Raw genomic sequence first — 22,573 nt, 5'->3', positions numbered from 1 at the left:
GGGGGCCGCCCCCGTGCCCGCCACCCTGATGCCCAACAAAAGGAACCGGCCCATGTCGAGTTTCGTCTCCGGCCTGTACGGCGGTCTTCGGCGCGTGGAGTCTTTGGTGCTGTCGGCGATCATGCTGGTGATGGTCGGACTGTACGGCACGAATGTCGGCGTTCGGACGCTGCTTCCGCAATATTCCAGTTCCTTCGCCTGGATCGACGAGGCGACGCGCATTTTGCTCGTCTGGTCGGTGTTTCTGGCACTGGGCGCGGCCATGGAGCGGGGTCGGCATGTCGCCATGGGCTCGGTGTTCGAGCGCTTCAGCGTGACCGGCCGGCGCTGGGTCGGGCGCTTGATAGACGCCGTCGGCTGCGTCTTCGCGCTTTATATTGCCAAGCTCAGTTTCGACATCACGCTGTTCGTCGCCGGGATGGGTCAGACCAGCCCGACGCTCGGCATCTCGATGGCCTGGCTGTACGCGGTCGTCCCGGTCGGCATGACCCTGCTCGCGCTGCGGTTTGCGATCCGGTTCGTCCGCCGGGGTGCCCATCCCGACGGCTGGGCTCATGTGCCCGACGACGAGACCGGCCGGGATGCCACCGGTCCGGCCGCCAATCCGACGCCCTCGCACTAGGACGACGCTGAATGATAATCGGCCTGATCATCGCGCTTGCCGCCGGATTGCTGCTTCTCGGATTCGAGATGTTCCTGGTGCTGGGCGTTCCGTCGCTTCTGACCAAGTTCATGTTCTTCGGAACCGTGCCCGACGTGATCGTCGTTCAGCGGCTCGTTGGTGGTGTGAACCACTCGACGTTGCTGGCGATCCCGTTCTTTATCTTCGCCGCCGAAACGATGGCGAGCGGTCAGATCGCCCTGCGGCTGACCGCGCTGATCAAGTCGATGTTCGGCCATCGAACCGGCGGCATGGGGCACACGACCATCGGCGCCTGCATGGCGTTCGGATCCGTCTCCGGCTCGGCCCCGGCCACGGTGGCAGCACTTGGCCGCATCATGCATCCCGAATTGATGCGCGCGGGCTATCGCGAAAAGTTCTCGCTCGGCCTGATCGTGTCGAGCGCGGAAACGGCGCTTCTGATCCCGCCCAGCATAACGCTGATCATCTATGGCTGGCTGACGGGAACCTCGATCATTGGCCTGTTCGCCGGCGGCCTGGTCGTCGGTATCGTGCTTGGTCTGGCCTTTGCGCTGCTGGTCATGTGGGAAAGCGTGCGCACCGGCGCCGGCAAGGGCGCCCGGCCGCCGAAGGGTGAGGCGGTCGCCGCGCTGAAGGCGGCGCTGTGGGCGCTGGGACTGCCGATCATCATTCTCGGTGGTATCTATACGGGGTTCTTCACGCCGACCGAAGCGGCAGCCGTTGCTGTCATTTATGCCATCCTGATCGAGTTCGTGATTTACCGCGATCTGTCATGGCGCGATCTGCTGAAGATCGCCGAGCGAAGCGCCGTGACGAATGCCGTCATATTCATCCTGCTCGCCGTCGGCAGCTTGCTGTCCTATTTCATTACCCGGGCGCAAGTGCCGGCGGAGATCATCACCTTCCTGGCCTATATCGATGCCGGGCCGGTGATGTTCCTGCTGATCGTCAATCTCGCCCTGCTGATCGCGGGCATGTTCATCGATCCGAACTCGGCACTGCTTATCCTGGTGCCGGCACTCGCGCCCGTCGCGGCGACATTCGGCATCGACCCCGTGCATTTCGGTCTGATCGTTTGCCTGAATATCTGCATCGGCATGATCACACCACCGTTCGGGCTCGATATTTTCGTGGCCTCGTCGACTCTGGGGAAACCGGTCCTGACCGTGATCCAGGGCGTCTGGCCGTTTCTGGCAGTCAATCTGGTCGTGCTGGTTCTGATTACCTATGTACCGGACGTGTCCATGTTCCTGCCGAACCTGATCTTGCGGTGAGCCAGCCATGACACTCATGCCGACGCAACCGGAAATCCCGAACGCCAGCGACCGGCAATTTGCCGTCGCCGAACGGGAATGCGCCGTCATCTCCAATGACGCCGTCAATGCCGAATACCGGATGCTGGTGCTGTCGGCGCCGCCGGTGTTCACCGCCGCACAGCCCGGCCAGTTCTTTCATCTGCTCTGTCCGCGCGGCGGCGGCGAGGCTCCGTTCTTTCGTCGGCCGATGAGCGTGTATCGCGTCGACCCCGACAAGGGCGAGGTCGCTTTCCTTTACAAGGTCACCGGCGCGGGTACCGAATCCATGGCCGCCTTGCGGCCGGGTGACGGCTTCAACATTCTGGGGCCGCTGGGGATCGGCTTCGATCTGCCGGACGGCATCCGCCATGTTCTGCTGCTGGCGCGAGGGGTCGGGCTGGCAACGCTGGCGCCGCTGGCCCAGGTGGTTGCCGCCCGTCCGGATGTCAGGGCGACGGCCATCTTCAGCGCGCGCAAGCCGGAATTCCTGATGTCGGTCGACTATATGGCCGCCCACGGTGTCGACGTCGTCGGCGTCACCGACAGCGAGGGTACCAGCGCCGTCGACCGCGTCGAGTCCCTGATGCGCGACCTGCTCGCCGGGGGCAACGGTGTGCCGCCGGTGGACGCCATCTATACCTGCGGCTCGAACCGGCTGATGCGTCTGGCGCAGAAACTGGCGGCCGAGCGCGGGATTTTCGGGCAGGTGGCCATGGAACAGCAGATGGCTTGCGGATTGGGCATGTGCTTTTGCTGCGTGCGCGATTTCAATGTCGGTGGCGATATCGTCCATCGGCGGGTCTGTTGCGAAGGCCCGGTCTTCGATCTGCAGGAGGCGGTATCGTGGTAGATCTCTCGACGACCATCGGGTCGCTTTCCCTGGCCAATCCGGTCATGCCGGCGTCGGGCACATTCTCCGACGAACTGGCCCAGGTCATCGACCTCGACCGCATTGGCGCCTGCGTGATCAAGACCATCACGCGCGAATTCCGTGCCGGCAATCCGACGCCGCGCGTGGCGGAAACCGGCGGCGGCATGCTGAATTCGATCGGCATCCCGTCCAAGGGGCTGGGCGATTTTCTGGATCGCATCGTGCCGGTCTATCGCCGGATCCAGGCGCCGCTGATCGCCAGCGTCTCGGCCAACACGACGGCCGATTTCGCCGCGCTGTGCCGGGATGTCAGCGTCGACGGTGTCGAGGCGATCGAAGTCAACATCTCGTGTCCCAACCTCGAAGCCGACGGCCATGCATTTGCCATGCGCCCGGATCTGACGGAAGAGGTCATCACGGAGATCCGCAAGGCGACGACGCTGCCGATCTGGGCGAAGCTGACGCCAAACACCGGCGATATCGCCGGTGTCGCCCGCGCGGCCGAGGCCGGAGGCGCGGACGCCGTCGTCGTTGCCAACACGATTCTGGGGATGAGCATCGACCTGACGACATTCAGACCGTCGCTTGGCAGCGGCATGGGCGGCTTTTCAGGGCCCGCCGTCAAGCCGATCCTGTTGCGCATGGCCTATCAGTGCAGCCGGGCGGTTTCGATTCCCGTCATCGGTTGCGGCGGCATTTCGACCGCGTCTGACGCGCTGGAATACATTGTTGCCGGTTGTTCGGCCATCCAGGTCGGAACCGCCACCTTCGTTCATCCCACCGCCATGATCACGGTGCTGGAGGGACTGGAGGCGTTCTGCCGGGAGCGGGGACTGGCACGGTTGATGGATATCAGGGGCGCGGTCGGCGCCGTCGGCGAGACGGCGGGCGACCTTCCGGCACAGCCGGTACCGGCGGAGGCAGTCTGATGGATACCACATTGGCAAAATCCGAGGGTGTGTCGACGGCAGTATCGCGACGCGAACTCGCGCGCCGGCTTTTTGACCGGCTGGCAGAGATCGGGGGCGGCGGGATCGGCACGACCCGGCCGTCCTATTCGGCCCTGGAAACCGAGGCAATAGAGGTCATCGCCGATGCTGCGCGTGAAGCCGGGCTGACCGTCGGGCGCGATCCGGCGGCCAATCTGACGATCGATCTGATCGGCAGCGATCCGGATGCGCCGGCGGTTTGGGCCGGATCGCATCTGGACAGCGTCCCCCAGGGCGGCAATTTCGACGGCACTGCCGGGGTGATCGCCGCGCTTCTGGCGCAAATCCGCATGAAGGAAGACGGAATAACCCCGAAACGGACGGTCCGGACGATCGTTCTGCGGGGCGAGGAAAGCCCCTGGTTCGGCCAATGCTATCTCGGTTCGATGGCGATCCTGGGCAAACTGACCCAGGAGGATCTGGCCCGCCCCCACCGGACGGACGGCCGGACACTGGCGCAGCACATGGCCGATATCGGCATCGAGACCGATCGGCTGACGGCCCAGCAACCGCTGGTAACGCCTGCGGAAGTCGCAGCGTTTTTCGAACTGCATATCGAGCAGGGGCCGGTACTGGTCGCGCGCAATCTGCCGGCCGGCGTCGTCACCGGTATTCGCGGCAATCTGCGCCACCAGAATGTGGTCTGCCGTGGCGAGGCCGGGCATTCCGGTGCCGTGCCGCGCTGGCTGCGCCACGATGCGGTGCTCGCTGTCGCCGATCTGCTGTCGACCATGGACGAGCACTGGGCAGCGTTGATGGAACGCGGCCTCGACCTGGTCATGACGGCGGGCATCCTGCAGACCAACCCCGACCAGCACGCGATGACCCGGATTCCGGGCGAATGCAGTTTCAGCATCGATGTCCGCAGCCAGAGCGCCGAGACCCTGCAGGCTTTCCACCATCTGCTGCACTCCGAGGCCCGGCGCATTGGCCGCGATCGGGGTGTGGTCTTCGACTTCGGCCCGCATTCGTATTCCGAGCCCGCGATCATGGACAAAATCCTGCAGGAACGGCTACTGGCGCAGGCCGAGGCTCTGTCGATACCGGCCGAAGCCATGCCCAGCGGGGCCGGGCATGACGCGTCGGTATTCGCCAATGCCGGCATTCCGGCGGCCATGGTGTTCGTGCGCAACCGTAACGGCTCGCACAATCCGGACGAACATATGGATCTGGACGACTTCATGATGGCCAGCGACATCATGCACGCAGCCATTGCCCAAACCGCGGCGAGCGGTTAATGCCGGAGACGAGAGCCTCCGGCTGAGGCGTTCCCAACGAAAGGACCAAGCCCGTGCAGGACCGACCGCAACACCTGACGCTGCGCCGCCCCGACGACTGGCATCTGCATCTGCGATACGGCCCGATGCTCGGTGCGGTGCTTGGCTGGTCGGCCCGGACGTTCGGCCGGGCGATCATCATGCCCAATCTGACGCCGCCGGTGACCGACAGCGCCGCGGCCACTGCCTATAAAAGCCGGATCATGGCGGCAATGCCCGAAGGCAGCCGGTTTCAGCCGCTGATGACCTGCTATCTGACCGACCGCACCGATCCCGACGATCTGGAAGCCGGATTCAGGAACGGAACCTTCGTGGCGGCAAAGCTGTATCCGGCCGGGGCGACGACCAATTCGAGCCACGGCGTCAGCCGGATCGAAGCCATCGACGCGCCGCTGCACCGCATGCAGGCGATCGGTATGCCGCTGCTGATCCACGGCGAAGTCGTGGATCCGGCCATCGATATATTCGACCGCGAGCGTGCCTTCATCGATCGCGAACTCATTCCGCTGAGGCGCCGGTTTCCCGATCTGAAAGTGGTGATGGAGCACATCACGACTGAAGACGCCGCCGATTACCTATGGGCCGATACGACCGGCCGGCTCGCCGCGACGATCACGCCCCAGCATCTGCTGATCAACCGCAATCATATTCTGGTCGGGGGCATCCGGCCGCATATGTACTGCCTGCCCGTGGCAAAGCGCGAACGCCACCGTCGGGCCCTGTGCCGGGCTGCGACATCGGGCGATGCCCGGTTCTTCCTCGGGACCGATTCCGCGCCGCATGCGTTGCACACCAAGGAAAATGCCTGCGGCTGCGCGGGCATCTTCAATGCACCCTCGGCCATGGCGGCCTATGCGACGGCATTCGACGAGGCGGGGGCGCTGGACCGGCTGGAGGCGTTCGCCTCCCTGAACGGGCCGGCGTTCTATGGCTTCTCGCCCAATGAGGACACCATCGAACTGGAGCGTGGCGCGCCGGAACTTCCCGATACCGTGGCGGTTGGCGACGGCGCCGAAGCCGTCGTCGTCTTCAAGGGACCCGGTTCCCTGACGTGGCGCGAGGTCGGATCGGCCGCGTGCTGATACTCTCGCTGAAACTCTCCTGACACCCCAGTTGTCTTGGCGACCGTGTTGCCCTATACAAGCGGCGCCCGGGGCGGGGGAGCCGATCCCGGGTCTATCGTTGACGGCTTTCGGAGCGACGCGGATGGCATTCGGCAGCACCTTTCCCGATCGGGACGTAATCGCCACCATGACGGCAAAGATGCTGTTGGAAGTGCAGGCGATCCATTTCAACCCAAAGCAGCCGTTCCTTTTCACGTCCGGCTGGGCCAGTCCGGTTTATATCGACTGCCGAAAGCTGATTTCCTATCCGCGGCTGCGCCAGACGCTGATGGATTTTTCAGCCAGCGTGATCCTGCGCGAGGTCGGGTTCGAGACGATCGACACCGTTGCCGGCGGCGAGACTGCGGGTATTCCTTTTGCCGCCTGGATCGCTGACCGATTGATGCTGCCGATGCAGTATGTCCGCAAAAAGCCCAAGGGCTTTGGCCGCAACGCGCAGATCGAGGGGGCGCTGGAAGCCGGCAGCCATACGCTGCTGGTGGAGGACCTGACAACCGACGGCAAGAGCAAGGCGAATTTCTGCCTTGCGCTGCGTGAGGCGGGCGCGCGGGTCGAACATGCCTTCGTGATCTTCCACTACGATATTTTCCCGCAAAGCCGCGCGGTCATGGACGAGATCGGGGTCGAGCTTCACTCGCTGGCGACATGGTGGGACGTCCTGCGCGTTTGCGAGGAAGAGTCATATTTCGACACCGAAACTCTTGACGAAATCCGCAAATTCCTTCATGCGCCAGCCGAGTGGTCGGCGGCGCATGGCGGTGTGTCTGACAGGGGATAAGTCGGGCGCCCCTTTACTCGCGACCCCTGACGCCGGGCGTCCCGACGTCGGGGGCAGAGGATCGGATCAGGACGTCAGGCGGCGCTCAGCTTGACGTCGATGGTCTGCTTGATGGCATGGCTGTACGGGCAGATGATATGGGCCTTGTTCATCAGGTCCTCGGTCGTCGCCTTGTCCACGCCGGGAATGTTGCCGGTCAGCGCAACGGTCAGGCCCAATCCCCCGCCGTCGTCGCGTTTGCCCACGCCGATCTCGGCACTTACCGTGGCGTCGTCCGGGACGGTTACGCCGGCCTTTCCAGCCGCGGCCTTCAGTGCGCCCAGGAAACAGGCCGCGTAGCCGGCAGCAAACAGTTGCTCCGGATTGACGCCGTCACCGCCGTTGCCGCCCATTTCCTTTGGCGACACCATGGTGAGGTCCAGGACACCGTCTTCCGTTCTGGACCGGCCGGTGCGTCCGCCAGTGGCCGTCGCCTTGGTCTTGTACAGCGTATCCATGAACTTCCCTTTCCCTATTGGCGGCCCGAACATCGGGGTATTCGATGGCCGGTACCGTCTCGTGCAACTTGGAAGCGGACCGGGTCAGATCAAGGGGTGAAGTGGCGATCGGGGGACAGGAGTCTCAATGCTTTCCCGACCCGTGTTCTGGATCCGGACGAGCGGACGTGTGGCGTCATCCCTTGATCGATCCCCTTCCTGATCGCTCCCCTGCCTGATAGCTCCTGACATTGTTCAGGGGCCCCGACCCGTCGGTGCCCGGTTCACGTTTTGCCCGTCCGGAGCCACCGCGCGAGGCTCCCGCTCAAGGCAGGAGCGATCAGGACGGCGGTTGTGCCAGCCACGCCTTCAAGAATGCAGGGGCGGCGTGAGATTCCCCTTCATCAGTTCAGGCCAATTTGGGTAACCCAATTGATGGGCTCTGATATCGGGAACGTGATTTATAATCAGCCAGACCTGGATTTCGTTTTGGAGGGTTCTCATGAGATATCTATGGTTTATTTGTCTTTTTATACTTTCGCCGACAATTTCTCACGCGCAGGCGAGCTTCGACTGCAGCCTCGCAGCAACCCCCACAGAGAATGCGATTTGCACGCATGACGATCTCTCACAGCTTGACCGGCAGATGGCCAGCGCCTTTCGTGATGCACGGGGTGCCGCTTCGCAGAACCAGAGCGATCGAATATTGAACGAGCAACGCGCCTGGCTCGGTCGCCGGGATGCCTGTGGTTCGGATCGGGACTGCTTGTCGCGTGTCATGCGGGATCGCATCGACGCACTCACTTTGCCGGAAACGACCCAAAGTGCCGGGTTGACCGGGCTTTATTGCAACGATGCCGCAGTTATGGGCCTTCAGGAGCAGGGCGCAAACCTGCGGTTCGACTTCCTGTTCTTTTCCGGGGGATTTTCTTGCGGTACCGGAATACTCACTGCGCAACGCAGTGGCGCAGGCTGGACTTCGATGAGCGATGGCTGCCGGTTGAACCTGACGCACGAGGGCGGCGCGATGGTCGTGCGCACCGATACGGTCGCGGCTTGCCAGGAGAATTACTGCGGGGCAAGAGCGGCAATCACGGAGTTCCGGATGCCGCTTGCCGACAAGGCGCCCGGTATTTCAGATCCGTTCATCGGTGGGGTGGGCGAAAGGCCTTGTTGATCAGGGCTGCAGCCCTATCGCCAATAAAACCCTGCCCCGGATGCGATGCAGCACGAAGTGATGCTTCGCCGGGCCGGGGCCCACACTTTCAACGCTCTACCTGAGCATGTGGACCCCGGATGACGCTTCGCGTCTCCGGGGAGGAGACAGGGGCGGATGCGCGCGGGAGAATTCCCCTTCCCCGGACGCGCTGCGGCACGGACGTGACGCGGCGCTGATCCGGGGACCACACTACCAGCTCTCTACCGGTGCATGTGGACCCCGGATGGTGCTTCGCACCTCCGGGGATGAGACAGGGGCGGATGCTGCATTGATAGACAAAGTTGCCGGACTGCGCTTCGCGCATCCGGGGAGGGGGAGAGAGGCGGCGGCGCCCGGTTCAGTAGTCCAACCCAAGACCCATGCGCGTGATCACCATCTCCGGATCCTGTTCGGTGGCCGTCATGAAGTCAGCCATGGTAACCGGCTGATCGGGCGACAGGCTGAGTGTGATCGGGTTTGAGAGGTTCGGCAGATCTTCCACGATGGCCATCAGCGCCGCTGCAATTTCGCTGCCCCGTTCGCCCTGCAGCATCATCTGTGCCATGGGCGCCTGGGCGCGGACCATGGTCAGCGCTTCCTCGCGGTCCATTCCGAACTGTTCGGCCGATGCCGCAATGATGTCGGCCAGCCCGCCGAAATCTTCCAGACGCAATGAGAAATTGGCCAGACGGGCGGTGCCGGCGGCCATCATCGGGTTTTCGAGTTTCTCGGCACCGGGGATGCCCTGGGCATCCAGCGCCAGCGCCAGCCCGATGACGTCGGGTATCGTGATCGCGAAATCGCGAAGATCGACGGCTTGATCGTCCCGCTCGTAATCGATCGCGACATCGGCTGCCACCCGGTCACCGAAATCATAGCCGATGTCGCCAATTTCCTCTTCGAACAGGGCGGCCGGAATGTCGATACCGGAGATGGTCGCGGTCAGGAACGACGGTTCCTCGTCGGCCATGATGGCGATCCAGTCCATGCGATCGACCTCGATCCGATTGACGAGGATCGATTCCTCCTCGCCGGGCGGCGTCATGACGGCGCCCAGCATGACGAATCCTTCGTCGCCATTCGCCTCGATGCTTTCGTATTCCAGGAGCCCGTCGGGCGTCATGCCGAGCATCATGGTGACGAAATCATGGGCCGATTCCGGCATGACGTCGGATGGGTCCTGCGCCGTATCCTGAGCAGCGGCGGCATTGGTGACAAAGGCCAGGGCAAGCGCACTGGCGCCGGCGAGTATGGATCGCTGTATCATGTGATGCTCCTTGGAAATTCTTGTTGCGGCTTTGAATGCCAGGCGAAGCCATACTGGATTTTCGCCTGCCGACCGTTCGCCCCGCTTGTGGGTGCGGTCGCATGATTAGCATCCGGTGACATTTTGTTGCCGGACGGCCGTGAAGATAACACGATCGCTGGCGTCGCCAAGGCTTGTGATCCGCACTGGCCTCGTCACCTGATCTTGGGGTAGAGTCCGGACGTCAAAAAAGTACCGACAGGTGCATCAAGGAGGAAACGATGAACAGGAAGAGCAGCTCTCTCAGTGTAGCCGGAAGCCTCGTCGGGCTGGCACTTCCGGCAGCCATGGTCGCGGGTCCGGCTCATGCCGACACCGGATGGACCCCATCGGAACCGGTCGAATACATCGCGCCCGCCAATCCAGGCGGCGGTTGGGATACGCTTGTGCGGACAACGTCGCAGGTCATTCAGGAAAACGAACTCGCACCGGTCAATTTCCCGCCGATCAACGTCCCCGGCGGCGGCGGTGCGGTCGCATGGGCGCAGATTGCGGCCGATGCCGGCAATCCGCACAAGCTTTTCGCCACGAGTCCGCCGATCATCCTCGTCCCATTGAGCGGGCAGTCTGAATACAACCACCAGGACTTCACGCCGATCGCGCGGCTGATCACCGACTACGCCATCCTGCTGGTGCGTGCTGATTCGCCGTACGAAACAGCGTCCGATCTGTTCGATGCCATTGAAGAGAATCCGAGTCTGGCGGTCGGCGGTGGGTCGGCGCCCGGGTCAATGGACCACATCGCAGCGGCGGACGCGGCCCAGGCCGCCGGCATCGATGCCTCGACGGTCAACTATATCGCCTTCTCCGGCGGTGGTGAGGCGATGACCAATCTCCTCGGCGGCCATGTCGAAGCCGTCATGACCGGTGCCGGCGAGGCGGTCGGCCAGCTTGAAGGCGACGATATTCGGGCGCTCGGCGTGTCCGCGCCGGAACGGATCGACGCTCTGCCCGACGTGCCGACTTTCGAGGAACAGGGGATTGATCATACCTTCGAAATCTGGCGCGGCGTCATGGGTCCGCCCGATATGCCGGAAGAAGCCGTCGCCTATTACGAAGAGCTCTTCGCGGAGGTGCTGGAGACCGAGTCGTGGATCGAGGCCCGCGATCAACTCGGCTGGTTGAACGCCTATCAGAACAGCGAAGAATTCGGCGAGTTTCTGGACGGGCAGTTGGACCAGTTCGAGTCGATCCTGAGCGATCTGGGTCTTCTGGAACAATAGCTCTGCTCTTCCCCCCGGGCTTGTCCCGGGGGGCTTCCGATCGGCCGCGCCAGTGTAGAGCGAGGGTCGTCGGAAAATCACGCCACAAAGAAACGATGGCGAAAACAACAGGGACGATCAGATGCGCCGGCTCAACATAAACCAGATACTGGCCATCGTCATAGCCGTATTCAGCGCGGCCTACCTTTACGAGGCCTTCCAGATCCGTCAGTTTCCGCTGCCCCGGCCGATCGATTCGGATCTCTTCCCCAAAGTTCTCGGAACTTCCCTTCTCGTCATGGCCGTCTTTCTCTTCTTTCAGCGTCCCCGTGATGGTGAATTTCTGAGTATAGAGGTCGCGCCCGATACGCCGATCCATCATCACCCCTGGGCGATGGTCGCGGTGACCGCGCTCGCCATTGTCCTCTATGCCTTTGCATTGCGGCCACTCGGATTCCTGGTTTCGTCGACGGTTCTGGTGATCGCACTGTCTGTCTACTATGGATATCGGCGGCTGGTCGTCGTCATACCAGTCGCAATCACCATTCCATTGGTGCTCTATCTCGTACTGACCAGGGTGATGGCGATCGCCATGCCCAGGGGCATTCTTCCTATCTGAGCCCGTGCCCATTCCAGTTTCGGTGCCCGGCCGATGCTCCCTTGCCGGTCACTGACATCCCGCGGTGCATGTCGGCTCGGATTTCGGCAAAAATGGAAGTTCCGGCATCATGGAAGCACTCAACAATCTGATATTCGGCTTCGGGATCGCGCTTCAGCCGATCAATCTGATGTTCGTTTTCGTCGGCGTACTTTCGGGCACGATCATCGGAATGCTGCCGGGGCTCGGGCCGATCAGCGCCATTGCGTTGATGATTCCGATCACGTTCGGGCTCGATCCGTCATCCGGCCTTATTCTGATGGCGGGCGTCTATTATGGCGCGGTCTTCGGCGGTTCGACATCGTCCATCCTGTTGAACGCGCCCGGCATTGCCGGAACTGTGGCAACCGCCTTTGACGGCTATCCGATGGCGCGGCGCGGCGATGCCGGCAAGGCGCTTGCGCTTGCGGCATACGCGTCGTTCATCGGCGGAACCGTGGGCGTCATCTTTCTGATGCTGGTGGCGCCGCTGCTCTCGCGGGTCGCCGTGTCGTTCGGTCCGGCGGAATATTTCGCGCTGATGGTGCTGGGCCTGACGGCGGTGGTCAGTTTGTCCGACAAGTCGCTGCTCAAGGGGCTGATCGCGGCGGTTTTCGGGGTCATGGTTTCAATCGTGGGCATCGATCTGCAGACCGGCACCCAGCGGTTCACCTTTGGCAATCTTCAACTGCTGCAGGGTATCGACTTTCTGATCGTGGCCCTGGGCGTTTTTGCTTTGGCCGAAGTCTTTGTAATGCTGCTTCAGTCCGTCTCCGGACCGAAATCGGCGCAGAAGATCGGCTCGCTGCGTCTTGATCGCAAGGAGGTCCGCCAGATCGCGGCGCCGATCGGCCGCAGTTCCCTTCTGGGATTCTTCGTCGGCGTTCTTCCCGGTGCAGGGGCGACGATCGGGTCGTTCCTTTGCTACTCGATGGAAAAACGTCTGGCGTCCGATGCCGACACATTCGGGCATGGGAATATCAAGGGCGTTGTGGCGCCCGAGGCCGGCAACAATGCCGCCTGTACCGGGTCCTTCGTGCCGCTGCTGACGCTGGGCGTGCCCGGATCCGGGACCACCGCCGTTCTGCTCGGGGCGCTACTGGTGATGGGGGTCACGCCCGGCCCGATGATGCTTCAGTCCCGTCCGGACGTTTTCTGGGGCGTGATCGCGAGCATGTATATCGGCAACATCTTTCTGCTGCTGCTGAACCTTCCGTTGATCCCGTACATCGCACGCATACTTGAAACGCCCAAGGCCCTGTTGCTGGCCCTGATCATCATCTTCTGCCTGATCGGCGCCTACGGACTGAAATTCAGCACCTTCGATATCAACATGCTGCTGGCGTTCGGTCTTATTGGCCTCGTGATGCGCATGACCGGATTCCCGCTGGCGCCATTGATACTGGCGATGATTCTGGGCGCGCTGATGGAGGAGAACATGCGTCGTGCCCTGCAGATTTCGGGCGGGGACTGGTCGGTATTCGTCACCAAGCCGATTTCACTGGTATTGCTGGTCCTGGCGGTGGTTTCCGTGGCCGGACCGATCATCGCCGGCCTCGTCAAGCGGCGCCCGATCTGACCATGCCTCAGATTCGTCGTGTTCCTGAGATAGCCAGTCGGGTCACTGATACCGGCCTTTCAGGATATGCGGACGACTATGGTGAAACGAGTGCACAGGTTTACTCGGCGTTCCGCTGTCGCGACAATGGCGGCAGGCTGGCTTGCTCTGGCGGCGCCGTCGGTCCAGGGGGCATCGGATCCGACGTTTAGGGTGGCCTATGACATCTATTTCGGCGGCCTCCATCTTGCCGTCGCGGATGCTTCCGTCAGCCTCACAGGCGCGCGATATGTTCTGGGTCTGCGGGCAAATCTGCGGGGGATTTCGAGCGTCTTCAGCAGTTGGCGGCTGGAGACAAATTCGCGCGGTGCGGTCAACGGCAGCAGCATCCTCCCGGATGCTCACACGCTGACCCAGGCGCGCGGCGGCGATGCGGACAGCGTCAGAATGCGGTTCGACTCGGGCCGGCCGGTGGATGTCGTGCACACGCCCGAGCGCGAGGAGCCTGCCCCCGGTCACGAAGATTTCATACCGGAGTCCGAATTGCAGGGAGCGCTCGATCCGGTGAGCGCCCTGATCCTGGCCATGCAAACGGTAGAGAACGCGCAATCCTGCCAGATGCGGGCGCCGGTCTATGACGGCCGGCGACGTTTCGACCTGGTTTTCTCTTCACTGGGGTCGGAAAATCTGGAGGCAACGCGTTACAATGCCTATTCAGGGCCCGCTACCCGGTGTCGCGTGCACATCGAACTGGTGTCCGGCGCCTTCAGCGCTGCGGACAGCGACAGCTTCTGGAGCCGCGGCGCGGATCGGTCAGACCGGCAAATGGACGTGTGGTTCGGCCGGCCGCTGAGCGACGGACCGGTTCTGCCGGTGCGCCTGCAGGGTGATACGCGGTTCGGCCGATTTCTGATCCACTTGCGTGAAGCCGGGTCGATAGGGCAATAACGCGAGGGGGCCGCAGACACGGCGGCGATGGTTTCGGTCGCGCTTCGGGTTGCGGTTCCGCCCTGCCGACCCGATTTTTCAAGTTCTGACCGGGTCCCGGGGCAACATTGGGTGTCCCTTTTTTCGGGGGTCCACTCGTTGAGTGTCGTTAAGTGAAAGGCGTCGAATTAATGCCGCAGTACCACGCCAATCGTGAATTGCCGTTCAGCGCGTCTCACCTCTTCGATGTCGTCGCGGATGTCGAAAAGTATCCCGAATTCGTCCCCGGGTGCAGCGGATGCCGCATCATCCGCTGGGATTCAGAGACGCAGTTCGTCGCAGAGGTCACCTACGGCATTTCCGCCCTCAGCCTGGGCTATGTTTGCGAGATCATCCTTGAGCGACCCAGGGAAATTCATGTGCGTGCCACTGAAGGGGCGTTCCGCCATCTGACCAACCATTGGCGGTTCGACCCCACCGAAACCGGCTGCCGCGTGGAATACAAGCTCGACTTCGACTTTCGCTCGCGGCTGATGTCGAAGATCGGTGAGAAGATCATGCATCAAGCCGCCCTGCGCATGATCGATGCCTTTCACAAGCGTGCCCGGATGCTGGAGAAGCGCAATCAGGCCCAGGGCCGTTCCAGCGGGGACGGGAAGCCCGGCGAAGACGAAACCGAAGTCGCCGGAAGCTCCGGTCCCGTCCGCTGAACTTGCGCCCGGGCCCCGGGTGTCGCCGTCAAGCTGCGGCAGTGTCGATCCAGCCGGGCACGGCATCAACGCCGTCCAGTACAGCGAGCGCGCCCCAGTTCTCGATCGGCCCGTCGCCATAGCCGGTTCTGACAGCGATTACTGTGCAGTCGGCGGATTTTCCGGCCTTCACGTCCTCTTTCCTGCCGATGATCAGCAGATTGGCTTTTCCTTCGGGTTGACGTGCGGCGCGTGCCGTTGCGATGGCCTCGCGGATCGGTGCCGGGTCCGGTTTCGGTGGAGACTGGGGCTGGCCGCAGACTATGGCGTCGAACAGCCCGGTCAGGCCGAGACGCTCTATCGTGGCGACGGTAACGTCGTGGAACCCGTTGGTGCACAGGGCAATGGCCATGCCGCGCTGGCGAAGCGCTGTCAGCGTTTCCGATACGCCAGCGAAGACTTCGTCGGCGGCAATGGCGCGGGCTTTCATCGCTTCGCGGAATGACTGTTGCCGGGGATTGGCTTCATAGGGCACAAAGGCGAAACCCTGGGTTTTGTAGGCCTTCGGAACAATGCTGTCCGGATTGTCGCCAATGAACGGTTTCACCGCATCGGCGGAAAGCGGGCCCAGGCCGTCGCCGTCCATGACCACGTTCAGGGCGGCCGTTATCCCGGCAGCGCTGTCATGGAGAATTCCATCAAGATCGAATACCACACATCCGACATCAGCCATGATCCATCCTGTAATAAGTCGTCACAAAAGGTGATTTCTGATCGCGCGTATGCTGTGGCACGACGTCCCATATCCCGGCGTGCCCGCGCGGTCGGGCAATTTCGGCGCGAAACGAAGTTCGTGGTCGATTCCGGGGCCGACAAGCACAACGCAGGATAGTATAGCCTCCACAGGCACCCTATGCACGAAAAACGTGTGTATATGATATAAAGGCAACCTTAATATGGCAGCATCGACGCGGCAGGACGAAATGGGGCAGGACGAATCGGGGAAGGGCGAGGCGATCCCCGACACCGGGCTGGCCTGTATCGTTCTGGCGGCCGGAAAGGGCACGCGCATGAAATCGCGGTTGCCCAAGGTCATGCATCCGCTGGCCGGAATTCCGATGATTGGTCATGTCCTCGCCAGCCTGTCGGCGCTGGGGGCGGTGCGGAGCGCCGTGGTCGTCGGGCCCGGGATGCAGGCGCTTGCCAACAGCTGCGCGCCAACTCCTGTCCGTATCCAGGAAGAGCGCAACGGCACCGCCGGCGCGGTCCTTGCCGCCGCCGACATAATCGAGAATTTTTCGGGCGATGTCCTGGTCGTCTATGGCGACACGCCGCTCGTTCGTCCGGAGACGCTGCGGGCGATGGTGCACAGCCGGCGCGAGACCGGGGCCGCGGTCGTCGTTCTGGGGATGCGGCCCGTCGACCCCGGCGCGTATGGGCGCCTGATCCTCGACGAGGCTGGCGGATTGCAGCGTATCGTCGAAGCCGCCGACGCCTCAGCCGCCGAGCGCGCGGTCGAAATCTGCAACGCGGGGCTGATGGTGCTCGATGGCAGCGTGGCGCTCGAACTGTTGCGCGCCATTCGGCCGGACAATGCCAAGGCAGAGCTTTACCTGACCGATGCCGTCGCGGTCGCGCGGGAACGGGGGATGGATTGCCGCGTCGTCGAAGCGCCGGAGGACGAGGTCCTCGGCATCAACAGCCGCCGCGAACTCGCCGTCGCCGAGGCGATATTGCAGCGGCGACTGCGCGATAACGCCATGGATGCCGGCGTGACGATGACGGATCCGTCGACCGTCTATCTTGCCGCCGATACGCGTTTCGGCATCGATGTCACGATTGGACCCGGCGCCGTGTTCGGGCCGGGCGTGACGGTCGAGGACGACGTCGTCATCAACGCCTATTGCCATCTGGAAAACTGCACCGTACGGACCGGGGCCACGGTCGGGCCGTTCGCGCGGCTGCGGCCGGGAGCGGATGTCGGACCGTCGGCCCATGTCGGCAACTTCGTCGAACTCAAGAACGCCCGGCTCGGCGCCGGAGCCAAGGCCAACCATCTCAGTTATCTCGGCGACGCCGATATCGGCGCCGGAACGAATATCGGTGCCGGAACGATCACCTGCAATTATGACGGCGTGTCGAAATCGCGGACATCATTGGGTGATGGGGTGTTCGTGGGGTCCAACACGGCGTTCGTGGCCCCGCTTTCGGTTGGCGACGGTGCGGTTATCGGTGCCGGCAGCGTCATCACGGCGGATGTTCCGGCGAACGGTCTCGCCTCGGCCCGGGCCGGTCAGAAGGTGACGCCCGATGGCGGCAGACGCTATTGGGACAAACGGCGCGGCGGCAAGAACGCGAAGTAACAGGCTAGCATCGCTCCGGCCCGGGGGCGTTATCGGTGAACAGGAGAATTGGGTATGTGTGGCATCATCGGCATCCTTGGCCATGACGACGTGGCGGACCGGTTGGTCGAAGCCCTGCAACGGCTCGAATATCGCGGCTATGACAGCGCCGGCGTCTCGACGCTGGTGAACGGCGAGCTGCAGAGGCGGCGGGCCGAAGGCAAGCTGGTGAACCTGCGGGACCTGCTGGAGCGCAAGCCGCTGACCGGTCGCAGCGGCATCGGCCACACGCGTTGGGCGACCCACGGCCGGCCTTGCGAATCCAACGCCCATCCCCATGCGACGGACGATGTCGCACTGGTTCATAACGGTATCATCGAGAACTACAAGGCCCTGCGTGCGGATCTCGCTGAGCGGGGGCACCAATTCGAGACCGAGACCGATACCGAGATCGTCGTGCACCTGATCACCGATCTGCTGGGCCAGGGGCACCCTCCGCGCCAGGCAGTTGCACAAGCGCTGGAACAACTGGAAGGGGCATTTGCCCTGGTTATTCTTTTCCGCGGCGAGGAGGATCTGCTGATCGGCGCCCGTCGCGGCAGCCCGCTGGCGGTCGGCATCGGCGACGGCGAAATGTATCTGGGATCGGACGCTCTGGCGCTGGCGCCGCTGACATCGCAACTCGTCTATCTGGAAGAAGGCGACCGGGTCGAGCTGACACGAGCGGGTGCGACCTATTTGGATGGGGACGGAAACCCGGTGGAACGTCGGGTGACGAAGTCCTCGGTATCCAGTGCCATGGTCGGCAAGGGCGGCTATGCCCATTTCATGCTCAAGGAAATTCACGAGCAGCCGGCTGTCATTGGCGACAGTCTGCGGGCCCATATCGACCCCGGCACCCGGCAGGTCACGTTGCCGCCGATGCCGGTCGACTGGAAGGTCGTGCCCAGGATCACGATGGTGGCGTGCGGCACGGCCTATTACGCGGCCATGACGGCGAAGTACTGGTTCGAGCGGATCGCGGGTCTTCCGGTCGAGACGGACATCGCATCGGAGTTTCGATACCGCGAAACCCCGATGCCGGAGAACGGCATCGCACTGTTCGTTTCCCAATCCGGCGAAACCGCCGACACATTGGCCGCGCTGCGGCACGCCAAGGAGCAGGGGCAGACGATCATATCCGTCGTCAATATGCCCGAAAGCTCCATGGCGCGGGAAAGCGACGTCGTCTTGCGCACGCTCGCGGGCCCGGAAATCGGCGTGGCGTCGACCAAGGCATTCACGACCCAGCTTGGCGTCCTCGCATGCCTTGCCATAGCCGCCGGGAGGGGCCGGGATGTACTGACAGCAGAGAATGAGCGGGCATTAACGGATGCCCTGATCGAAGTACCGTCCCGGATCGCCGATATTCTCGATCACGGCGACAGTATCGACTCGATCAGCCGGTGGGTGGCTTCCGCGCGGGACGTGCTTTATCTGGGGCGCGGAACGTCCTATCCGCTGGCGCTCGAAGGGGCGTTGAAACTCAAGGAAATCAGCTATATTCACGCCGAGGGCTATGCCGCCGGTGAAATGAAGCACGGGCCCATTGCCCTTATCGACGACAGCGTGCCGGTGATCGTGCTGGCGCCGTCCGACGGTGTCTTCGAGAAGACCATTTCCAATGTTCAGGAGGTCGTCGCGCGCGGCGGCCGCGTGATCGGATTCACCGACGAGCAGGGAAGCAGCCATTTCGATGGTCTGGCCGAAGTGTGCATCGAGATGCCGACCGTCCATCCCTTCGTGGCGCCGATCCTGTATGCCCTGCCGGTTCAGCTGCTGGCCTATTTCACGGCGGTGGCCAAAGGGACCGATGTCGATCAGCCGCGAAATCTGGCCAAGTCGGTAACAGTCGAGTAGCCGCCAGCGTCGTTCCGATCCCGCCACCACTCACCCGAGTTCACCGGCCTTTGCCAAGGACATTGGGAGCAGGGTGGCGGGAGGGATGTGGCGGTGAATGCGGCCCGCTGGCAGCCTTGACGAGTGCGCGACTTTATGCGGCGCGGGATACGGCTGCGGTCGGCGAACCGGCGGCCTGGGCTCCGGCATTTCGCGACTCCGTCGTCTGCGCCAGGGTCTGAGCCGATCCGAACAGCCGGCTATAGGTCAGGGCGAGGACGCGAAGCCGACGGCTGAGATTCTTCGCCCCATTTTCACCGTTCGGCCCATCAGTCGCGGCAATGCGCGCGCAAAGCTGGTTCAATGTCAGCTCTTCGGCAAGACAAAGCTCCGTCAGCATATCCAGAACTTCGCGCTCCAGCCCGACCGACGTGCGCCGCCCATTAAAGGATACGTTCATCCGGATATAGGTTTGACGTCGATCGATATTTGCCAGTGCGTATCCGAGTCGGTCCATCCTTTAGCCTCCTTAACAATCCTGTTGCGCCAGTATTCGAGAGAACCGCGCCCTCACTACATTCATAGGTTGTCAAAGGCAACGAAAACTTTTCATACTGAAATATATCACGTTTTGTTGACTATCCGAGCAACCGGAAACGTTCAGTCTTGAACGGTCGTGGAAATTCGGAAGAGCATGTCGGTCTGCCGATCGCACTCCTGTTCCAGTGCCGGATCTGTGCCGGGCTGGCGTTCGCCCGAAGGGCCGCCTATGTTTCAAACCATGATCGTCATCAAGCGCCTTATTCCGTGGATGTTTGCCGTCTTGTTGGTGGCATGCGGCAGTAGTCCGCCCGAAACGGACTTCTCGGACGCTGAGCAGGCACGCGAAAGTTTCGGTCTCGTGACGGCCGATCTGTCCGATCGCGATCGCAACCGCGTGGTCGACACGCTGGCATGGACGCTTCTTGCGCTCGACGGCATGCCCGAGGCGGAGCCGGGGACGCGGACCCATCAGGACATGCGCGGGGAAATCGCGGCCATGACCGATCCGGCGATCGTCGAGCGTCTGGCCGATGCCGGGTTTGGCGGTCTCGCCGGACCCGGCCTCATGGACCGGGCGGCGGGCATCCTGGCCGAGCGGGTCGGTGCGGCGATGGGGCAGGCCGGTATAGCCCTGGCCGACGCAAAAATTCCGCTCGACGACTATCGGACGGCCCGGGACACGGCTCGAATCCGGCTTTCGCCCCTGGGCATCGCTGATGCCGATATCGACCGCGGCGTCATACATCAGGCGGATCGGGCGAGGCTGCGGGCAACAATCGAAAACGGTTTTGATCGCCCGATCGTGCGTGTTCAGCTCGACGTGGCGCTCAGGGATCGGGAAAGCAACACCCGGGCCGATGCGGATGTTACTGTACGGCTGGACAGACCGCTATTGCCGGGCAGGCGAATGACGATAGAAGGACTGGGCGGGCTTGCCGACGACCTCGACGGGGACCTGGCCGCGCGCTATGCAGGTCAACGGCACCGAGGCGCGGTTTCGGCTCTGGCCAGCCGCGTCGAATTCGAGGACGGTAGCAGCATCGATTCGGCCCGACCGCCGACGCCGGGGGTGCTAAACCGCATCGACCGGCTCAGGGAGCGACATGAAGCATGGATTGAACGCTATCGGTCGGCGCGCAGTCTGTCCGTCGACTGGACACCGGCAGAAGATCGTGACAAGGCGGCGGGCGAAGGAACGGCTGAGAACGGTGGCAATGTTCACCCCGGCGGCGGTCCGCCCGGTACGCAATCACCACTTTCCTTTATTCCTCTGCCGGACGCTGCGCAGGGAATACCGGATACGATGACGAAATTCGCCACGAGGGAGTTCATCACAAATGAAACTGCATGATCAAAGTCTCCTGCGGGAGCAATGCTATATCGATGGTGCGTGGGTCAAAAGCAGCGAAGGCGCGACCGTCACGGTGATCAATCCGGCGAACGGCGATGCCGTGGCGACCGTCCCCAGGCTGGGCGTCGCCGAGACCCGCCGCGCGATCGAGGCCGCTGATGCCGCCTGGCCGGCATGGCGGTCGAAAACGGCCAAGGAACGCGCTGCCATACTGCGCAAATGGTATGATCTGGTGATGGCCAACCAGGAAGACCTCGCTGTCCTGATGACAATGGAGATGGGCAAACCGCTGGCGGAAAGCCGGGGCGAGATCGCCTATGGCGCCAGTTTCATCGAGTGGTTCGCCGAAGAGGGCAAACGCGCCTATGGCGAGACGATCCCGACCTATGCGGCCGATCGGCGGCTGATGGTCACCAAGGAGCCGATCGGCGTCGTCGGCGCGATCACGCCCTGGAACTTCCCCAATGCGATGATCACCCGCAAGGTCGCACCGGCTCTGGCGGCGGGATGCACAATTGTTCTGAAGCCGGCCGAGGACACACCACTGTCTGCCCTGGCGCTGGCCGAACTGGCCGAGCGGGCCGGCATCCCCAAGGGTGTGTTCAATATCGTCACCGGCAAGGCGTCCGAAATCGGCGGCGAACTCACCTCCAACCCGACGGTGCGCAAGATCACCTTCACCGGCTCCACCGAGATCGGCAAACTGCTGATGCGGCAATGCGCCGATACGGTGAAGAAGGTGTCGCTCGAACTGGGCGGCAACGCACCCTTCATCGTTTTCGATGATGCCGATGTCGATGCAGCGGTCGCTGGCGCCATAGCGTCCAAATTCCGCAACGCCGGCCAGACATGCGTTTGCGCCAACAGAATCCTTGTCCAGGCGGACGTCAAGAACGTGTTCGTCGCAAAACTGGCCGAGGCGACGCGCGCCCTCAAGGTCGGTAACGGGCTGGAATCCGGGGTACAGGTCGGCCCGCTGATCAACGGCGAGGCTGTCGAAAAGGTCGAGGCGCACATTGCCGACGCGGTATCCAAAGGCGCCCGGGTCATGGTCGGCGGCGAGCGCGGCAATTTCGGGGGAACCTTCTTCCAGCCGACGGTCCTTTCGGACATGAACACCGACATGCTGATTACCGAAGAAGAAACTTTCGGTCCGGTCGCTCCGGTTTATACCTTTGAGAACGAAGCGGATGCCGTTCGTCTCGCCAACGACACCCGTTTCGGGCTGGCAGCCTATTTCTACAGCCGTGACATCGGACGGATCTATCGTGTGCAGGAAGGGCTGGAATACGGCATCGTCGGCGTGAACACCGGTATCATTTCCACCGAGCTGGCGCCTTTCGGCGGCGTGAAGGAAAGCGGGATCGGTCGCGAAGGCTCGAAATACGGCCTCGACGATTTCATGGAGCTCAAATACGTGAATATCGGCGGCATCGATTCCTGACGCTACCGATGACGTAAGGCGTGGCGATAGGGCGAATGGTTGAAG

Annotated in this window: 21 protein-coding genes; 17 read left to right on the top strand and 4 right to left on the bottom strand. The window is 62.8% G+C overall.

The annotated features are described in order from the left end of the window. Nucleotides 1-52: 52 nt before the first annotated feature. The 7 genes from ABZ728_RS05265 (at nt 53) to ABZ728_RS05235 (ending at nt 6,977) form a co-directional block, all read left to right on the top strand. On the top strand, nt 53-622 hold the full coding sequence (locus ABZ728_RS05265; protein WP_366654844.1) for a TRAP transporter small permease: 570 nt from the start codon (nt 53-55) through the stop codon (nt 620-622). An 11-nt stretch (nt 623-633) separates the two neighbouring features. Then, a complete protein-coding gene (locus tag ABZ728_RS05260; protein WP_366654842.1) occupies nt 634-1,917 on the top strand; it encodes a TRAP transporter large permease in 1,284 nt (427 codons plus the stop codon). A 7-nt stretch (nt 1,918-1,924) separates the two neighbouring features. Further along, a complete protein-coding gene (locus ABZ728_RS05255; protein ID WP_366654840.1) occupies nt 1,925-2,788 on the top strand; it encodes a dihydroorotate dehydrogenase electron transfer subunit in 864 nt (287 codons plus the stop codon). Continuing rightward, nucleotides 2,782-3,738, top strand: a complete 957-nt coding sequence (locus tag ABZ728_RS05250; RefSeq protein WP_366654839.1) for a dihydroorotate dehydrogenase — start codon at nt 2,782-2,784, stop codon at nt 3,736-3,738. Before ABZ728_RS05255 ends, ABZ728_RS05250 begins: the two co-directional genes overlap by 7 nt. Continuing rightward, nucleotides 3,738-5,036 (top strand): Zn-dependent hydrolase, encoded by a 1,299-nt coding sequence (locus ABZ728_RS05245; protein ID WP_366654837.1) that lies wholly within the window; start codon nt 3,738-3,740, stop codon nt 5,034-5,036. The genes ABZ728_RS05250 and ABZ728_RS05245 overlap by 1 nt, the downstream gene beginning before the upstream one ends. A 53-nt stretch (nt 5,037-5,089) precedes the next feature. Then, the gene (pyrC, locus tag ABZ728_RS05240) at nt 5,090-6,157 is read left to right on the top strand and encodes a dihydroorotase (protein ID WP_366654836.1); all 1,068 of its coding nucleotides are present in this window, start codon (nt 5,090-5,092) and stop codon (nt 6,155-6,157) included. Between the two features lie 124 nt (nt 6,158-6,281). Further along, the gene (locus ABZ728_RS05235; RefSeq protein ID WP_366654834.1) at nt 6,282-6,977 is read left to right on the top strand and encodes an orotate phosphoribosyltransferase; all 696 of its coding nucleotides are present in this window, start codon (nt 6,282-6,284) and stop codon (nt 6,975-6,977) included. Between the two features lie 74 nt (nt 6,978-7,051). Here the strand turns inward: ABZ728_RS05235 and ABZ728_RS05230 are convergent, their stop codons facing one another. Further along, nucleotides 7,052-7,474, bottom strand: coding sequence for an organic hydroperoxide resistance protein (locus ABZ728_RS05230; protein ID WP_366654832.1), 423 nt, complete (start codon nt 7,472-7,474; stop codon nt 7,052-7,054). 481 nt (nt 7,475-7,955) lie between these two features. Here ABZ728_RS05230 and ABZ728_RS05225 point away from each other — a divergent pair, with 481 nt between their 5' ends. Next, entirely contained in the window at nt 7,956-8,630 is a 675-nt protein-coding gene (locus ABZ728_RS05225; RefSeq protein ID WP_366654830.1) for a lysozyme inhibitor LprI family protein, read from the top strand. Between the two features lie 379 nt (nt 8,631-9,009). Here ABZ728_RS05225 and ABZ728_RS05220 read toward each other — a convergent pair whose 3' ends face one another. Further along, the gene (locus ABZ728_RS05220) at nt 9,010-9,918 is read right to left on the bottom strand and encodes a hypothetical protein (protein WP_366654828.1); all 909 of its coding nucleotides are present in this window, start codon (nt 9,916-9,918) and stop codon (nt 9,010-9,012) included. Between the two features lie 260 nt (nt 9,919-10,178). On the opposite strand from ABZ728_RS05220, the gene ABZ728_RS05215 reads away from it, so the two are divergent. The 5 genes from ABZ728_RS05215 to ABZ728_RS05195 all read left to right on the top strand — a co-directional run bounded on the left by ABZ728_RS05215 (nt 10,179) and on the right by ABZ728_RS05195 (nt 14,991). Then, entirely contained in the window at nt 10,179-11,180 is a 1,002-nt protein-coding gene (locus ABZ728_RS05215) for a tripartite tricarboxylate transporter substrate binding protein (protein WP_366654826.1), read from the top strand. A gap of 121 nt (nt 11,181-11,301) precedes the next feature. Beyond that, nucleotides 11,302-11,778, top strand: coding sequence for a tripartite tricarboxylate transporter TctB family protein (locus ABZ728_RS05210; protein WP_366654825.1), 477 nt, complete (start codon nt 11,302-11,304; stop codon nt 11,776-11,778). Between the two features lie 109 nt (nt 11,779-11,887). Continuing rightward, on the top strand, nt 11,888-13,375 hold the full coding sequence (locus tag ABZ728_RS05205) for a tripartite tricarboxylate transporter permease (protein WP_366654824.1): 1,488 nt from the start codon (nt 11,888-11,890) through the stop codon (nt 13,373-13,375). A gap of 90 nt (nt 13,376-13,465) precedes the next feature. Further along, entirely contained in the window at nt 13,466-14,302 is an 837-nt protein-coding gene (locus ABZ728_RS05200) for a DUF3108 domain-containing protein (RefSeq protein ID WP_366654823.1), read from the top strand. Nucleotides 14,303-14,472: 170 nt separating this feature from the next. Further along, entirely contained in the window at nt 14,473-14,991 is a 519-nt protein-coding gene (locus tag ABZ728_RS05195; RefSeq protein WP_366654821.1) for a type II toxin-antitoxin system RatA family toxin, read from the top strand. Between the two features lie 28 nt (nt 14,992-15,019). Here the strand turns inward: ABZ728_RS05195 and ABZ728_RS05190 are convergent, their stop codons facing one another. After that, on the bottom strand, nt 15,020-15,703 hold the full coding sequence (locus ABZ728_RS05190; protein ID WP_366654819.1) for an HAD hydrolase-like protein: 684 nt from the start codon (nt 15,701-15,703) through the stop codon (nt 15,020-15,022). Between the two features lie 223 nt (nt 15,704-15,926). Here ABZ728_RS05190 and glmU point away from each other — a divergent pair, with 223 nt between their 5' ends. Both glmU and glmS read left to right on the top strand, forming a co-directional pair. Next, a complete protein-coding gene (gene glmU, locus ABZ728_RS05185; protein ID WP_366654817.1) occupies nt 15,927-17,333 on the top strand; it encodes a bifunctional UDP-N-acetylglucosamine diphosphorylase/glucosamine-1-phosphate N-acetyltransferase GlmU in 1,407 nt (468 codons plus the stop codon). A 54-nt stretch (nt 17,334-17,387) separates the two neighbouring features. Next, a complete protein-coding gene (gene glmS / locus ABZ728_RS05180; RefSeq protein ID WP_366654816.1) occupies nt 17,388-19,211 on the top strand; it encodes a glutamine--fructose-6-phosphate transaminase (isomerizing) in 1,824 nt (607 codons plus the stop codon). Between the two features lie 133 nt (nt 19,212-19,344). Here the strand turns inward: glmS and ABZ728_RS05175 are convergent, their stop codons facing one another. After that, nucleotides 19,345-19,707, bottom strand: coding sequence for a ribbon-helix-helix domain-containing protein (locus tag ABZ728_RS05175; protein WP_366654814.1), 363 nt, complete (start codon nt 19,705-19,707; stop codon nt 19,345-19,347). A gap of 252 nt (nt 19,708-19,959) precedes the next feature. On the opposite strand from ABZ728_RS05175, the gene ABZ728_RS05170 reads away from it, so the two are divergent. Both ABZ728_RS05170 and ABZ728_RS05165 read left to right on the top strand, forming a co-directional pair. Then, the gene (locus tag ABZ728_RS05170) at nt 19,960-21,084 is read left to right on the top strand and encodes a hypothetical protein (RefSeq protein WP_366654813.1); all 1,125 of its coding nucleotides are present in this window, start codon (nt 19,960-19,962) and stop codon (nt 21,082-21,084) included. Next, entirely contained in the window at nt 21,071-22,528 is a 1,458-nt protein-coding gene (locus ABZ728_RS05165) for an NAD-dependent succinate-semialdehyde dehydrogenase (RefSeq protein ID WP_366654812.1), read from the top strand. Before ABZ728_RS05170 ends, ABZ728_RS05165 begins: the two co-directional genes overlap by 14 nt. The last annotated feature ends 45 nt before the right edge of the window (nt 22,529-22,573 follow it).

Source organism: Fodinicurvata sp. EGI_FJ10296 (genome assembly GCF_040712075.1).
Lineage (GTDB): Bacteria > Pseudomonadota > Alphaproteobacteria > DSM-16000 > Inquilinaceae > JBFCVL01.
The sequence above is the reverse complement of the archived record's forward strand: the minus strand, read 5'-3'. Positions and strand labels throughout refer to the sequence as shown.

What these genes read in the sequence shown, in the direction of transcription:
- ABZ728_RS05265 (WP_366654844.1), top strand. Translation starts at nt 53, where the DNA reads ATGTCGAGTTTCGTCTCCGGCCTGTACGGCGGTCTTCGGCGCGTGGAG.
- ABZ728_RS05260 (WP_366654842.1), top strand. Translation starts at nt 634, where the DNA reads ATGATAATCGGCCTGATCATCGCGCTTGCCGCCGGATTGCTGCTTCTC.
- ABZ728_RS05255 (WP_366654840.1), top strand. Translation starts at nt 1,925, where the DNA reads ATGACACTCATGCCGACGCAACCGGAAATCCCGAACGCCAGCGACCGG.
- ABZ728_RS05245 (WP_366654837.1), top strand. Translation starts at nt 3,738, where the DNA reads ATGGATACCACATTGGCAAAATCCGAGGGTGTGTCGACGGCAGTATCG.
- ABZ728_RS05235 (WP_366654834.1), top strand. Translation starts at nt 6,282, where the DNA reads ATGGCATTCGGCAGCACCTTTCCCGATCGGGACGTAATCGCCACCATG.
- ABZ728_RS05230 (WP_366654832.1), bottom strand. Translation starts at nt 7,474, where the DNA reads ATGGATACGCTGTACAAGACCAAGGCGACGGCCACTGGCGGACGCACC.
- ABZ728_RS05225 (WP_366654830.1), top strand. Translation starts at nt 7,956, where the DNA reads ATGAGATATCTATGGTTTATTTGTCTTTTTATACTTTCGCCGACAATT.
- ABZ728_RS05220 (WP_366654828.1), bottom strand. Translation starts at nt 9,918, where the DNA reads ATGATACAGCGATCCATACTCGCCGGCGCCAGTGCGCTTGCCCTGGCC.
- ABZ728_RS05215 (WP_366654826.1), top strand. Translation starts at nt 10,179, where the DNA reads ATGAACAGGAAGAGCAGCTCTCTCAGTGTAGCCGGAAGCCTCGTCGGG.
- ABZ728_RS05210 (WP_366654825.1), top strand. Translation starts at nt 11,302, where the DNA reads ATGCGCCGGCTCAACATAAACCAGATACTGGCCATCGTCATAGCCGTA.
- ABZ728_RS05205 (WP_366654824.1), top strand. Translation starts at nt 11,888, where the DNA reads ATGGAAGCACTCAACAATCTGATATTCGGCTTCGGGATCGCGCTTCAG.
- ABZ728_RS05195 (WP_366654821.1), top strand. Translation starts at nt 14,473, where the DNA reads ATGCCGCAGTACCACGCCAATCGTGAATTGCCGTTCAGCGCGTCTCAC.
- ABZ728_RS05190 (WP_366654819.1), bottom strand. Translation starts at nt 15,703, where the DNA reads ATGGCTGATGTCGGATGTGTGGTATTCGATCTTGATGGAATTCTCCAT.
- glmU (WP_366654817.1), top strand. Translation starts at nt 15,927, where the DNA reads ATGGCAGCATCGACGCGGCAGGACGAAATGGGGCAGGACGAATCGGGG.
- glmS (WP_366654816.1), top strand. Translation starts at nt 17,388, where the DNA reads ATGTGTGGCATCATCGGCATCCTTGGCCATGACGACGTGGCGGACCGG.
- ABZ728_RS05175 (WP_366654814.1), bottom strand. Translation starts at nt 19,707, where the DNA reads ATGGACCGACTCGGATACGCACTGGCAAATATCGATCGACGTCAAACC.
- ABZ728_RS05170 (WP_366654813.1), top strand. Translation starts at nt 19,960, where the DNA reads ATGTTTCAAACCATGATCGTCATCAAGCGCCTTATTCCGTGGATGTTT.
- ABZ728_RS05165 (WP_366654812.1), top strand. Translation starts at nt 21,071, where the DNA reads ATGAAACTGCATGATCAAAGTCTCCTGCGGGAGCAATGCTATATCGAT.